This window comes from Exiguobacterium sp. BRG2, from assembly GCF_031844245.1.
Lineage (GTDB): Bacteria > Bacillota > Bacilli > Exiguobacteriales > Exiguobacteriaceae > Exiguobacterium_A.
Window position 1 is genome coordinate 45,337 of record NZ_JAUZUW010000005.1, and the last position, 13,133, is coordinate 58,469.

Here is a 13,133-nt window from a genome sequence, read left to right on the forward strand (position 1 = left end):
AGATGCCTACAATTAGAGACAGACTACTTGAAATAACGAACGAACGTTTGTAAAAACGACGTCGTAATTTTGAATTTTGAGGTGAAATGAATGGCGACAGACTTAAATAACTACAATGATGATGCCATACAGGTGCTCGAAGGACTCGAAGCAGTCCGGAAGCGCCCTGGTATGTATATCGGTTCTACCGATCACCGTGGACTTCACCATCTCGTCTACGAGATCGTTGATAACGCGATCGATGAAGCACTCGCAGGATTCGGGGAACAAATTGATGTCACGATCCATAAAGATAATGCGATCACGGTCCGTGACCATGGACGTGGGATGCCGACGGGGATGCACGCATCGGGAAAACCGACTGCTGAAGTCATCTTCACGGTCCTTCACGCCGGTGGTAAGTTCGGTCAAGGTGGATATAAGACGTCCGGTGGCTTACACGGCGTCGGGGCGTCGGTCGTTAACGCCTTATCAACGGATTTGAAAGTAACGATCTTCCGTGACGGGAAACAATATGAGCAAACGTTTGAAAACGGCGGGATTCCGAAGACGACGTTGCTTGAAACGGGTACGACGCGTCAAAAAGGAACGAGCGTCTACTTTAAACCAGATGGCTCGATCTTCAGTACGTTGACATACAACTACGATACGCTTGCGGAACGCTTACGCGAATCAGCCTTCTTGCTAAAAGGTCTGAAGATTACGTTGACGGACGAACGGTCCGACAAACAGGACATCTTCCAGTACCAAGACGGTGTCAGCGAATTCGTTCAGTACTTGAACGATGATAAAGATACGCTTCATCCGACAGTTGCATTCGAAGGAACAGAAAATGAGATCGAAGTCGATATCGCCTTCCAGTTCACGGATGCGTACTCGGAAAACGTCCTTTCGTTCGTCAACAACGTCCGGACACGCGACGGCGGCACACATGAAGTCGGGGCAAAAACAGCAATGACACGGGTCATGAATGAATATGCCCGGAAAAACACGCTCTTGAAGGAAAAGGATAAGAACCTTGACGGAAATGATATCCGAGAAGGGTTGACGATGATCGTTTCGATCCGGATCCCAGAAGAATTCCTCCAGTTCGAAGGACAAACGAAGTCGAAACTCGGCTCACCGGAAGCGCGGACGAGCTGTGACGCTGTCATCAGTCGTCGTCTCTCGACATACTTGGAGGAAAACCCGCAAACGGCGACGCTGTTAATCAAAAAAGCAATTCGCGCTGCGCAAGCCCGGGAAGCGGCACGGAAAGCGCGCGAAGAAGCACGAAACGGGAAAAAGAAAAAACGTTCGAGCATCTTGAACGGAAAACTGACGCCTGCGGCTTCAAAAAACGCGGACAAGAATGAATTGTTCCTCGTCGAGGGTGATTCTGCAGGTGGTTCTGCGAAACAAGGACGAAACCGGACGTTCCAAGCAATCCTTCCACTTCGTGGGAAGGTCTTGAACACAGAGAAAGCGAAACTTGCCGATATCATGAAGAATGAAGAAATCAACACGATCATTCACGCGATTGGCGGCGGTGTCGGAGCTGATTTCGACTTGTCAGATTGTAATTTCGATAAAGTCATCATCATGACCGATGCCGATACCGATGGCGCGCATATCCAAGTCTTATTGCTGACTTTCTTCTTCCGCTACATGCGTCCGTTGATTGACGCTGGGAAGGTCTTCGTTGCCTTACCACCGCTCTACCGCGTCTCAAAAGGGAAAGGCAAATCGGAGAAGTTCGAATACGTCTGGGACGAAGAGACGCTTAAGAAAACGACGAAGAAGTTCGGTAAAGGTTATATGATCCAGCGTTACAAAGGACTTGGGGAGATGAACGCACCGCAGCTCTGGGAAACGACGATGGATCCCGAGACACGGACGTTGATTCGGGTCACGATCGACGATGCTGCTGTTGCGGAAAAACGCGTCTCTGTCCTCATGGGCGATAACGTCGGGCACCGCCGGACGTGGATCGAGGACAACGTCGCCTTCGGTCTCGCAGAAGACCTCTCGATCATCGAGAATGAGCACGTGACGAAAGAGAGTGTGAACGAACATGTCTAATCTACAAAACATCCTGAACCTGTCGCTCGAGCAAGTCGTCGGCGACCGGTTTGGTCGTTATTCGAAATATATCATCCAAGATCGTGCCTTACCGGATGCCCGTGATGGTCTGAAACCGGTTCAACGCCGGATCTTGTATGCGATGCATACGGAAGGCAACCTGTTCGACCGGGCCTACCGGAAATCGGCGAAGACGGTCGGCGTCGTCATCGGTAACTACCACCCGCATGGTGACTCATCGGTCTATGAAGCAATGGTCCGCTTGAGCCAAGAGTGGAAGCTCCGCTATCCGTTGATCGATATGCAAGGAAACAATGGATCAATCGACGGCGATAGTGCGGCAGCGATGCGGTATACGGAAGCCCGTCTGTCGAAAGTCTCAAGCCTCATTCTTGACGGAATCAACAAACAGACCGTTGATTACACGCTCAACTTCGATGATACGACGGAGGAACCGCTCGTCTTACCATCACTACTGCCGAACCTGCTGATGAACGGTTCGACGGGGATCTCCGCTGGTTACGCGACCGAGATTCCACCGCATCACGCGGGAGAAGTCCTCGATGCTGCGATCGGTCGGATCTCAGGGACGGTCCAGAACGTCGATGACTTATTGACGCACATGCAAGGTCCTGATTTCCCGACTGGTGGTGTCGTCCAAGGGCTTGACGGCATCAAGAAGGCGTTCGAGACAGGACGCGGGAAAGTCATCATCCGCTCGCGCTCAACGATCGAGACACTGCGGGGCGGTCGCCAGCAAATCGTCATCACGGAGCTCCCGTATGAGGTCAATAAAGCGAATCTCGTTAAACGGATGGAAGAACTCCGTCTTGATAAAAAGGTCGAAGGTGTCGCTGAAGTCCGTGATGAGACCGACCGCGACGGCTTACGGGTCGTCATCGAGTTGAAGAAGGAAGCGGACGCAGAAGGTGTCTTACACTTCTACCTCAAACAGACTGACTTACAAATTGCCTATAACTACAACATGGTCGCGATCCACGAGCGGACACCGCGGCAAATGGGCGTCTTGACGCTCCTTGATGCGTATCTCGCACACGTCAAGGAAGTCGTCATCCGTCGGACGGCGTTTGATCTTGAGCAAGCGAAACGCCGCCAGGAAGTCGTCTCCGCCTTGATGACAGCGATCTCTGTCCTCGATGAGACACTTGCCTTGATCCGTTCTGCATCGAATAAAGCAGATGCGAAGGAGAAGCTGATCGCGCGCTTCAACTTCACGGACCGTCAAGCGGAAGCCGTCGTCATGCTTCAACTCTACCGGTTAACGAATACCGATATCGTCGAGTTGCAGGAAGAAGCGGCGAAACTCGAGAAGGAGATCGCTCGTCTTGAGAAGATCCTCAACGATGAAAAGACACGTAATCGTCTCATCATCAAGGAATTGACGGTCTTGAAAGAACAAGTCGCGGACAAACGTCGCTCGACGATCGAAGCGGAAGTAGAAGAACTGAAGCTGAAGACGGAAGTCATGATCGCTGTCGAAGAAACGATGGTCTTCCTGTCGAAGAACGGTTACGTCAAACGTTCATCACTCCGTTCATTCGGTGCCTCGAACGACTTACCGGACTTGAAGGAACAGGATCGTCCGTTGCTCCAAGGGCAAGCGATGACGACCGATCACTTGATTGTCTGGACCGTTCGCGGAAACTACTTGCTGATTCCGGTCCACCAATTGCCGGATACGAAATGGAAAGATGGCGGTCAACACGTCGCGAACCTCGTCCCTCTCGAACCGGGTGACCGGGTTCTTTCAGCGGATCTCGTCCGCTCGTTCGATGAAGCCCATCACTGCTTGTTCGTTACCCGTCAAGGGATGGTCAAACGCTCGAAACTGAGTGATTACAATGCCCAGCGGAAGTCAAAACCACTCCAAGGCGTCCGTCTGAAGGCAGACGACGAAGTCTTGTACGCTCAGGTCTCGACGGGTCAAACGGATCTTTTCCTTGCGACACAGAACGGTTTCGGGCTCTGGTTCACGGAAGATGACGTCCCGGTCGTCGGTGTCCGGGCTGCCGGTGTCAAGGCGATCAACCTAAAGGATCAGGACGTCGTCGCGGGTGCGATCGGCTTCAAGGAAGCGCCGCAGATCGTTCTTTTGACGCAACGGGGTGCCTTGAAGAAGATGCGTCTCGCGGATCAGTTCCAAGTCTCGAGCCGTGCGCTCCGTGGCTTACAGTTACTGCGTGATTTGAAGTCCAAGCCACACCGGGTCGCAGCATTGATCGATGTCACGCAAGCAAAGGAATTGGTTCTCAGCGGGAAAGAGCAGGAGAAAACGATCCAAATCGGTTCGTTATCGTTCCTCGACCGCTTATCGAACGGTTCATTCGCCTATGATGAAGAGAAATTCGGTCCATTGCTCGACTGGTATACACGATGAGATAAGGCTCCTCCGGATAACGGGGGAGCTTTTTTAGATTTAGCAGGGCAGGAGAGGGGATTTTGAGACGAATGCTCGGAATTTTGAGATTTATCGCGAGAAATATCGTTTACAAATTGAAACACTGACCAATAACGGCTACAATAGAAGAAATAGTCAGGTCACGATTCGTCACGAACAAGCGTCGGGTCACGCGTCTCCGCAGCTTTGCTTATAGCGTCAATTGATCAAGCAGCTACGGGACCGTCCCTTTAGCTGCTTGTTGTGCAATCTGCCGACCTTGGAGAGGTGATGAAGATGAAATTCAGACGTCGCGAAAAAGTAGCAATCTATATCACTCGGGAAAAACCTAACGGATGGGAACTACTTGTTTTTCATCCACAATCGGCTCCTGAGAGTGATTGGCAGATTCCTGCAGGTACGATCGAAGATGCTGAAATCGCAAAAGAAGCGGCTGTCCGTGAGACGCTTGAGGAAAGTGGTCTCTCGTTAGCATCCGTCCAGTACATCGGTGAAGAAGAGATGCGCTATCCGGAGCGAATGCGGGTGCATTACACGTATTTCTATCATGCGCACATTGAATGCCAAGAGAACCGCTGGACGCACTGTGTTGCTGGTGACGGTCAGGATTGCGGTGATTTCTTTGATTTCGCGTGGTTGCCGCTTGAACGGATCACGCAACTCGAACGCCGCCATCATATATTCTTGGATCGTTTGATTCATCGATTGGAACGGACACGTCCGTATGATTGTCGAAAACACGGTTAATCCCGTGTTTTTTATTTTGTCTCACTATCTTAAGTTTACCTTGATTATGAGACAAATTCTCATAACTATTGATAATATATGTTATGTTAACTTGAATAAAAAAATGATATTTTAGTCAGATCCATTTATCCCCCTGCCATTTAAAAATCGGTCTATCGTCCTGTTGGTCTTCCTCCTTATTCTTTGTTACTCTAATAACAGTAACACTGCAAATGTTACCTTTTTAACGGTAACAAATTAAATGTTTCCATGATTGTGGTAACAAATGAACAGGAGGAATCGTCATGCAAGCTGTTGCTTTGTCGTTTGATGTCAAAGGCTCCCGCGATTATCCGAGCAAAGAAGAGTTACTTCAAGCGCTTCGTGTACTCGCGAACGATCTGAATACAGCATTTCCATTGAGTATCGTTCCGTTTCAAATCAAATCCGGCGATAGTTTACTAGCGGTATTCGCAGATTATCCGGTTAGTTATCCGGTCATTCTGCACTTATTGAATCAAGAATTGCCAGGTTACATCGGGATTGGATTTGGTCAATATGAGACGATTTCGACGACGCGGGCTGAAGAAGCCAATGGTAGTGCAATCATTCATGCCTTTGAAGCACAGAAACTGGCGAAGACGCTTCCATCGCGGATTGCTTTTGCTGGACCACCCTACTTACCGACTGCCTTGCTGAACGGTTATCTCGAAATGCTGTATCCGGCTTACTTCGGGAAGACGGACCGTCAGATTGAACTGCACCGGTTGATGGATCGATATCCAGATGATACGTATGAGGAGATCGGACTGAAGATGGGCTTCAAGGAACAAGATGCCCGCGTAAATGTCGCAAAACTCGTCTCCCGCTCGCAGCGTAAGCAACGGAAGCGACTTGAAGCTGCCTTGACCCAGGCACTGGAGCAATTCCAAGTCTGGGAGGCGATTCGGTGACCGTCTTACTTAGTCTTTTACTTGTCCATCTACTTGCTGATTTTCCATTACAGACGAAACGAATGGCGCAACTGAAACATCGACACCAACGCATCTTACTCCAACATCTTGCCGTTCATGTGGCTCTGATGCTACTTGTGCTTGCGTTCTTCGTCATCCAAGGGGAATTGACCATCGACATCGCCGGATGGCTTGGAGGCAGCATTCTCGTGTTTCACGCCCTACTCGATGCTTCACCGCTCAAACGCCGCGTCAAACAAGCAGTAGCGTACTGGATCGATCAAGCGTTACATATCGTTGCCATCATCGCCTTGACATGGGTGTTCATTCCGATCGATTGGTCGTTGTCATTCTCGCGACCGGAGCAGATCCTGTGGATTCTTTGCTTTAGTTTAGTGACGACGGAGTTACTCGGTCACGGAATCGCCTTGATGCTCGCACCATTCGCGCCGCGGTTGATTGAAGCGCATTTCGAGCGGACAGTGAGACGCAAAGAGCAGTTAGACGGCATCTCGCGGACCGTCACGCACGAAGTCGAAGATTCTGCACGCAGTTATACGACGGAATTAAGCGGGATCGGACGTTATATCGGTCTCGTCGAACGCGCAATCATCACTCTGCTCGTTGTCACGAATGCAACTGGAGCCATTGGCTTCATCATTGCCTTGAAGGCACTGGCTCGTTTTAAACAGTTTGAAGATCGCCGCTTTGCGGAATATTACATCATCGGGAGCTTGCTCAGTATCTTAGGAGCGATTTTATGTGGACTGGCGATCCGTGTCGCTTTGTAAACGATGAATGAAAGTGAGGGAGACGGTTTAGGTTTAATCCGTCGTACGACATATGAAACAAATTGGATTAGTCAGGCATCACCGGGTGACGGAAGGATATCCGACGAAAGGCTGGATTAGCGCTAGCGATATTGAAAAATGGATTGAACGGTATGATACGTCAGAGATCGATATTCAACCGGTCGAGCTCGGTCAGATTGACTGGACCGTTTGTTATGCCAGTAGCATGCCGCGTGCCGTCCAGACGGCGCAGAGCGTTTATGATCAAGAAATCATCGTGACGGATCTGCTGCGTGAAGTGCCGTTTCCGACGATTCGGTCGAATCTCCGATTACCGTTCCTCGGCTGGGCGGTTCTCGGTCGATTCGCAGCCCCGTTCAGTAAACGAATTCAAGCCGAAATCAAGGATGCGAATGAACGGATTGAAGTGCTCTTAAATCAATTAATGTTCGAAGACGACGAACGGGTTCTACTCGTCGGTCACGGCGGCATGATGATCCTGATGCGCGCTGCCTTAAAACGACGCGGTTACAGCGGACCACGATTCGGTCATCCGCGCAATGGTATGCTGTATCTGTTTGAGAAAGAGGAACCGACATGTTGAAATAGGGATCAACGATTCTATTAGCACTCTGTTTAATCGTCATCTTCTATACGACACGGGACGAAGAACCCCCTGCCCCGACGGCAGGACAGATGGAGATCTATGGTTTTGACGTCGGTCAAGGAGATAGCACGTTCATCCGAACGAAGGAAGATACGATCTTGATTGATGGTGGGAATAACGGCAAAGGCGAGGATGTCGTCCGCTACCTGCAAAAATTGGGTATCAAACGTTTAACAGCGGTCATTGCGACACATCCGGACGCCGATCATATCGGTGGACTCGATACCGTCCTCGATGCCTTTCCAGTCGACAGCGTCTATGCCCCGCGAGTCACGCATACGACGGAGACGTATCGCGATTTCCTCCTTGCCGTCAAACGCGAAGGAGTGACGATCAAGTCAGTTAAGGCAGGTCTTAAAATACCGAGTGAAGCCGCACGCTTTACGTTCCTTGCTCCTCTAACAGACGGGACACAGGATCTTAACAGCTGGAGTGCCGTCCTCCGGGTCGAACATGGACAAGACCGCTTCCTCTTCATGGGCGACGCGCCGATCCGAACTGAACAACAATTACTCGAGTCAAACGCCGATGTACGTGCTGATGTCTTAAAGCTTGGGCATCACGGGGCAGACACATCGTCCTCCCTGCCCTTCCTACAGGCTGTATCACCAAAACGTGCCTTGATCTCAGCCGGAAAGGACAATGCCTATCGTCATCCACGTCCTTCCGTCTTACAAGAACTGAAGGCAGAACGGATTACGATTGACCGAACCGATCAAAGTGGAACGATTCAGTATATCTCGACTGGTGACGGTATCAAGGAATCGAACCGTCCTGATTTACGACCGGAATAACTAGACGCGGAGGTGTATCAGATGCGATTGACCGTAGCTGATTTTGAAGATGATTTAGCAATTTGTGAGACCGACGACCGTGAGACGATCACGTTACCGAAAAGTCGTTTACCGCGCCAAGCGACGATTGGCGACCGACTCGATTGGAGCGGACGCTCGATTCGAATCTTACGCGATGAGACGAACGTGCGTAAAAAAGAGATCACCGAGCTGATGGATGATCTCTTTGAAGAATGATGGGATTCCTTCGGTGCGCTGAGGGAGTCTTTTTTAATCAAGTAGACTGATGATGAGTCCAGTGAGGATGCTTGCTGTGAATAAGAAACCAAGCGTATACGTAAGCAAACGTAATCCGATTGGGAGTCGACGAATCGCGGCAAAGGCACGACAATTCGGGGGACCTCCGGAAACGACGCGTTGGTAATCATCGAGCGGACTATGGACGACGTCATGTTGAACGACTGGAGTGGTATCGGATTCCGTAGTGTATGGTTTCATGAGTCCATTCCTCCTTATCTTAGCAACCCTAAATACATTATTCGATCAATGACTTCCTAATCCTGTTTCAATGTTTTTGATATTTCACGAAACTTTTGGATGATAATGGTAGTATAAAAGGTAGACGTATTTCTAGACCAATCGTTTTAGGAAAATCACTAGCGATTTTTTCTGAATTTTCGTACACTTTAGAGATACAAAGCATCTTAAAGGGGGAATCATTTATGTTTCAAACGTTACGGACATCACTTAAGCAATCCGTCCTTGGTCAGGACGATGTGATTGATCATTTGTTGATTGGTTTACTTGCCGAGGGGCATATTTTACTCGAAGACCGTCCCGGGACTGGTAAGACAACACTAGCAAAAGCGCTCGCGCAGACACTCGATGCAAAATTCTCACGTGTTCAATGTACAGCAGATACGTTACCGACGGATTTACTCGGAATGGAGCTGTTCAACCCACTCACTGGGTCGTTCGAACAACGGTTTGGTCCGCTGTTTGCCAACATTGTCCTCGTTGATGAGATCAACCGAACGACTCCACGGACCCAGTCCGCTCTCCTTGAAGCCATGGCAGAGGCGCAAGTGACAATTGGTGATATGTCGTATACGCTACCCCAACACTTTCTTGTCATCGCGACACAAAACCCGTTCGACGGACACGGCACATTCCCGCTCCCCCATGCGCAACTCGACCGCTTCTTGTTCAAGTTGTCGTTCGCTCCCTTGACGCGTCAAGCGGAAAAAGCATTGTTACATGGAGCGCATCTGACCGCAGCCGATCTACACATTCCACTTGAACAACTCAACGACTGGAAAGGGGAAGTGGTTGCGGTCTCGATTGAGGACAGCGTCGAAAATTACTTACTTGATGTCTGTGATGCACTCCGCGCCCATCGTGACGTTGAGATTGGACCAAGTCCACGAGCGACACTCGCTCTTTTAAAGGCAGCAAAAGCGCGTGCTTGGATGCAAGAGCGGACGTACGTCACACCAGAGGACGTCAAACACTTAGCAACGCCGCTTCTCGCTCACCGACTCGTCCTAACACTTGAAGCGACGCTGAAGTTGTCGAACGAACGTCTCGTCCAGCAGGTGCTCGATTCACTCACCGTTCCGACTGAGGTGTAATCATGCAATTGATCACACCAAAAGCCTTTAACCTCATCATTCTCACCATGACGGGCGCAAGTGGGATCATCGTCGGACTCTATGGTCCTGTTTGGATGGCGGCTTTATTATTTGCCTATACGATATACGGCTGGGTGATGCCCTATTATCTTGAATACGTCGCGAAGCGAATCCACGTCCGCCTCCTTGAGACAGTCCGTGCTTTCCGAGAAGAAGCGATCCAGATTCCGTTCGAGCTGACGAATCCGACGAAGTTACCGCTTGGACGGATTACGATTTCCGGTCTTCTCGGGGATCAAATCAAGCTTCCTGACGCGAGTAGTCAGTTTTGGCGTCAACACATGTATGTCGGTAAACAGACGATCGTCCCGTTTTCAATCGATGTCATCGCTGCACAGCGAGGAACAATTCGGATTCAATCGTTTGACATCATGATCTCGGATCCGTTTCATCTGATGACGATCTATATCACGCTCGACATCCAGGAACTTGGGCATGTCTTCCCAGACTTCGCGCCAGCGTCCGTCGAGTGGAACGAGCGGATGATTCCGGGTGAGACGATTGATCGTTCGAGTCCGTTTTCGGATCGTTCGAGTTTTCATTCAGTCGTTCCCTATTCCGGAGACGCGAAATCGATTTATTGGTCTGCCTATGCAAAGACAAACGAACTGTATTCGTATCAATATGATCGGAAACGTAATCATGATTATGCCGTGATCGTCGATGGTCTGTCAGCAGATGGGCTCGCCCTCCGCTCTGACTTCGAGAAACTCTTATCGCGTGCCGCAACAATCATCCGCGAACTCGAAAAACAAGGCGCTTCCTACAGTCTTTGGATCTCGATGGTCAATCGAACGGGTCAGTGGTATCATGTCCCGTCCGGTACGGGGAAACATCAGTTCCTGCGGACGATGGAATGTCTTGCCCGGATCTCGGAATATGACTTACCACTCGAGCGCCGCTATTTCACGAAACGCTTACAACGGAGCGTTCCGTCAACGACGGCAGAGATCCATCTCGGTCATCGGCAGAAAGGGGTGAGCGCATGATTCTCTGGTGGATTTTCCTAGCGAGTCTGTTACCCGTTCCGTTCTATCTAGCACTCGTTTTCCCGGCACTTGCCTTCGTGCCGCACCGCTCGCTTCGGATTGGACTACAGCTACTCGCAGCGGGATTACTGTTCATTCTATCTCCGGTTGCTTGTATTTTAGCTCTTATCTTCGTCGCCTGGACCGCATTTCTTGATACGGTCGAGTCAGCTTGGCGTTACGCCGCAAGTGGACTGATCGTCGGTGGCGTGATGATTCTATTCCCAGGTGTGACTCCACCGCTTGGTGCCTTTTTGCTCCTCTTCCTTGTCGTCGCGTATCCATTCGTCGTCACCTATATGACAGAATGGCGACGTATCTTCTCAACAGTTGGTCTGATGCTGACGTTAGGGCTCCTTTTAGCCGGTCTTTTTCGATTGACGAAGGAAGCACTCGTAGGGTCCGTGACGAATTCGATCCGACCGCTGTTTGAAGCATTTGGCTCCCTCTTCCTTTGGACGGAGCCACTCGGACGAAAAGCGGACAACATGACGAACCGCGCAATGGGACTTGAAAACATCAAAAGCGTGGAAGACGTCAAACAAGCAACGGTCCAAGCGGGAACGTCACATTGGATTTGGATCGTGACGGCAATCGTGACTGTACTGTTCGTTGCAATCACGCTGTACGTCATCCGGAAGCGAAAAATCATTCCGATTGAAATGGAACAGACTGTCAAACGTTCCAAACAGGTACGAACGCATGCTCCAAAACGTTATAGTCATCACCCGCTGCTGAAGATTGCTTCGCAACTTGAACAAGCCTTCCCAAGACGTCATGAGGAGACGACGCTTGAGTGGTTGATGCGGATTGAGTTCCCGGATGCGTCATCCAATGCGCGTTTAATCGACGGGATTGAATTCAGCACAAGCGAACCCGCCTATGATATCCAAACGTTCCGGCGTCAAGTACGCGAACAAATCGAACGTTAACAAAAAGCCCTTGCTCGTGGAGTAAGGGCTTTTTGTCGCATTGAGTGCGCATCAATTGATTGAGGCTTCCCTCATAGGAGAGACTCGGATTAAGAAACGGTTCGATGGATTTTTGAGAGCCGATGAAGAAAAATGAAATATGTGCTTTCCGGTAGACGGAGGCATAGTCACGTCCCGCTGCCTTATGTAAGTACTCCGGCATGATCATGACGGCGTCATATTGACGTAAATCTCCTTTGATTTCCTGCAGATCAATTGAGTGGAAGTCCGGAGATTGTGTAAGAACCGGAGCCGTTCCGACGACAGCGATGGTGAGATCGATGGTACTAGCTTTTGGCGTCAACGTCGATTTTTTCAACATACACACCGTAAGCAGTAGACTGAGTGCAAGTAAAGTCATGACGGTTCTTTGGCTCATCCGTCCATCCATGGTTTCCTGATATTAGGTCTTTCACCTAGTTTCTTTATACCATTAAATGTGTGGCGTTATGTTTTCGAACAATAGGGAAATCGCGTAAATAAAGTGTCAACGGAACCCGATAAAAAAAGACTCCCTAGCTGGAGTCTTCTTACTTTTCAGCATCGATTTTTGAAGCCTTACGCGCAATGACGACAATAAAGACGATGGCACCGACAGGAATCACGAGCGGCATCCAGTCGAGGATATACTGTGCGTTCATCGTATCCCCCCTTACCTAGCAAGCTATAAGCGTAGCATATGCCAATTGCTTAGGAGTTGCAAGTTACAGTCTGGGTAGAAGCGCGTAGGCAACTGAATAATAGATCAAAACACTTGTTGAAAGCATATACCCGATGAATAAAAGGGGGATAAATTTAGGTTTCATGCGCCGTTCGATCAAACGTAGCGATCCGATGGTGACAACAAGAGCGATAACCGGACTGAATCCGAACGCGACGATATCGAGTGATGTCATGACATCTTCTGGTAACACGAGACGAAAGACAAAAAGTGAGAATAAGTACCAAGATGTATAGGATAAACAAACGAAGAACAGGAAAGCACCTAATTTCCGCATCCCGTTTGATCGGCTTTTTTCCATCTGTTGCATG

General features: G+C 49.7%; 14 protein-coding genes. 11 read left to right on the forward strand and 3 right to left on the reverse strand.

Translation table 11 applies throughout. From position 1 onward, the window contains the following. Positions 1–90 precede the first annotated feature (90 nt). The 8 genes from parE (at position 91) to Q9R23_RS08335 (ending at position 8,648) form a co-directional block, all read left to right on the forward strand. A complete protein-coding gene (parE, locus tag Q9R23_RS08300) occupies positions 91–2,061 on the forward strand; it encodes a DNA topoisomerase IV subunit B (protein ID WP_035407952.1) in 1,971 nt (656 codons plus the stop codon). Continuing rightward, on the forward strand, positions 2,054–4,459 hold the full coding sequence (gene parC / locus Q9R23_RS08305) for a DNA topoisomerase IV subunit A (RefSeq protein WP_311246830.1): 2,406 nt from the start codon (positions 2,054–2,056) through the stop codon (positions 4,457–4,459). Before parE ends, parC begins: the two co-directional genes overlap by 8 nt. 297 nt (positions 4,460–4,756) lie before the next feature. Continuing rightward, on the forward strand, positions 4,757–5,227 hold the full coding sequence (locus tag Q9R23_RS08310) for an NUDIX domain-containing protein (RefSeq protein WP_230088538.1): 471 nt from the start codon (positions 4,757–4,759) through the stop codon (positions 5,225–5,227). A 284-nt stretch (positions 5,228–5,511) separates the two neighbouring features. Further along, positions 5,512–6,159 carry a hypothetical protein gene (locus Q9R23_RS08315; protein ID WP_311246831.1) on the forward strand — a complete coding sequence of 216 codons (648 nt, stop codon included), beginning with the start codon at positions 5,512–5,514 and terminating at the stop codon, positions 6,157–6,159. Then, positions 6,156–6,950 (forward strand): DUF3307 domain-containing protein, encoded by a 795-nt coding sequence (locus Q9R23_RS08320; protein ID WP_311246832.1) that lies wholly within the window; start codon positions 6,156–6,158, stop codon positions 6,948–6,950. The genes Q9R23_RS08315 and Q9R23_RS08320 overlap by 4 nt, the downstream gene beginning before the upstream one ends. Positions 6,951–7,002: 52 nt before the next feature. Beyond that, positions 7,003–7,554 (forward strand): histidine phosphatase family protein, encoded by a 552-nt coding sequence (locus Q9R23_RS08325; RefSeq protein WP_035407960.1) that lies wholly within the window; start codon positions 7,003–7,005, stop codon positions 7,552–7,554. 92 nt (positions 7,555–7,646) lie between these two features. Then, positions 7,647–8,411: a ComEC/Rec2 family competence protein gene (locus Q9R23_RS08330; protein WP_311246833.1), complete on the forward strand. Its 765-nt coding sequence runs from the start codon at positions 7,647–7,649 to the stop codon at positions 8,409–8,411. Positions 8,412–8,432: 21 nt separating this feature from the next. Beyond that, positions 8,433–8,648, forward strand: a complete 216-nt coding sequence (locus tag Q9R23_RS08335) for a DUF3006 domain-containing protein (RefSeq protein ID WP_214853815.1) — start codon at positions 8,433–8,435, stop codon at positions 8,646–8,648. 33 nt (positions 8,649–8,681) lie between these two features. On the opposite strand, the gene Q9R23_RS08340 is transcribed toward Q9R23_RS08335, so the two are convergent. Further along, on the reverse strand, positions 8,682–8,909 hold the full coding sequence (locus Q9R23_RS08340) for a hypothetical protein (RefSeq protein WP_311246834.1): 228 nt from the start codon (positions 8,907–8,909) through the stop codon (positions 8,682–8,684). A gap of 224 nt (positions 8,910–9,133) precedes the next feature. Here Q9R23_RS08340 and Q9R23_RS08345 point away from each other — a divergent pair, with 224 nt between their 5' ends. Genes Q9R23_RS08345 through Q9R23_RS08355 form a run of 3 tightly spaced genes read left to right on the forward strand, consistent with a single transcriptional unit; the run spans position 9,134 to position 12,062 of the window. Next, positions 9,134–10,042, forward strand: coding sequence for an AAA family ATPase (locus Q9R23_RS08345; RefSeq protein ID WP_311246835.1), 909 nt, complete (start codon positions 9,134–9,136; stop codon positions 10,040–10,042). Between the two features lie 2 nt (positions 10,043–10,044). After that, a complete protein-coding gene (locus tag Q9R23_RS08350; protein WP_056061433.1) occupies positions 10,045–11,091 on the forward strand; it encodes a DUF58 domain-containing protein in 1,047 nt (348 codons plus the stop codon). Then, positions 11,088–12,062 carry a hypothetical protein gene (locus Q9R23_RS08355; RefSeq protein WP_311246836.1) on the forward strand — a complete coding sequence of 325 codons (975 nt, stop codon included), beginning with the start codon at positions 11,088–11,090 and terminating at the stop codon, positions 12,060–12,062. The genes Q9R23_RS08350 and Q9R23_RS08355 overlap by 4 nt, the downstream gene beginning before the upstream one ends. On the opposite strand, the gene Q9R23_RS08360 is transcribed toward Q9R23_RS08355, so the two are convergent. Together Q9R23_RS08360 and Q9R23_RS08365 are read right to left on the reverse strand one after the other, a co-directional pair. After that, positions 11,992–12,480 (reverse strand): hypothetical protein, encoded by a 489-nt coding sequence (locus Q9R23_RS08360; RefSeq protein ID WP_311246837.1) that lies wholly within the window; start codon positions 12,478–12,480, stop codon positions 11,992–11,994. The two genes, Q9R23_RS08355 and Q9R23_RS08360, sit on opposite strands and share 71 nt — an antisense overlap. Positions 12,481–12,805: 325 nt before the next feature. After that, on the reverse strand, positions 12,806–13,132 hold the full coding sequence (locus Q9R23_RS08365) for a hypothetical protein (RefSeq protein WP_311246838.1): 327 nt from the start codon (positions 13,130–13,132) through the stop codon (positions 12,806–12,808). Between the last annotated feature and the right edge of the window lies 1 nt (position 13,133).

What these genes read in the sequence shown, in the direction of transcription:
- Q9R23_RS08315 (WP_311246831.1), top strand. Translation starts at nt 5,512, where the DNA reads ATGCAAGCTGTTGCTTTGTCGTTTGATGTCAAAGGCTCCCGCGATTAT.
- Q9R23_RS08335 (WP_214853815.1), top strand. Translation starts at nt 8,433, where the DNA reads ATGCGATTGACCGTAGCTGATTTTGAAGATGATTTAGCAATTTGTGAG.
- parC (WP_311246830.1), top strand. Translation starts at nt 2,054, where the DNA reads ATGTCTAATCTACAAAACATCCTGAACCTGTCGCTCGAGCAAGTCGTC.
- Q9R23_RS08325 (WP_035407960.1), top strand. Translation starts at nt 7,003, where the DNA reads ATGAAACAAATTGGATTAGTCAGGCATCACCGGGTGACGGAAGGATAT.
- Q9R23_RS08345 (WP_311246835.1), top strand. Translation starts at nt 9,134, where the DNA reads ATGTTTCAAACGTTACGGACATCACTTAAGCAATCCGTCCTTGGTCAG.
- parE (WP_035407952.1), top strand. Translation starts at nt 91, where the DNA reads ATGGCGACAGACTTAAATAACTACAATGATGATGCCATACAGGTGCTC.
- Q9R23_RS08360 (WP_311246837.1), bottom strand. Translation starts at nt 12,480, where the DNA reads ATGAGCCAAAGAACCGTCATGACTTTACTTGCACTCAGTCTACTGCTT.
- Q9R23_RS08355 (WP_311246836.1), top strand. Translation starts at nt 11,088, where the DNA reads ATGATTCTCTGGTGGATTTTCCTAGCGAGTCTGTTACCCGTTCCGTTC.
- Q9R23_RS08365 (WP_311246838.1), bottom strand. Translation starts at nt 13,132, where the DNA reads ATGCAACAGATGGAAAAAAGCCGATCAAACGGGATGCGGAAATTAGGT.
- Q9R23_RS08330 (WP_311246833.1), top strand. Translation starts at nt 7,647, where the DNA reads ATGGAGATCTATGGTTTTGACGTCGGTCAAGGAGATAGCACGTTCATC.
- Q9R23_RS08340 (WP_311246834.1), bottom strand. Translation starts at nt 8,909, where the DNA reads ATGAAACCATACACTACGGAATCCGATACCACTCCAGTCGTTCAACAT.
- Q9R23_RS08350 (WP_056061433.1), top strand. Translation starts at nt 10,045, where the DNA reads ATGCAATTGATCACACCAAAAGCCTTTAACCTCATCATTCTCACCATG.
- Q9R23_RS08310 (WP_230088538.1), top strand. Translation starts at nt 4,757, where the DNA reads ATGAAATTCAGACGTCGCGAAAAAGTAGCAATCTATATCACTCGGGAA.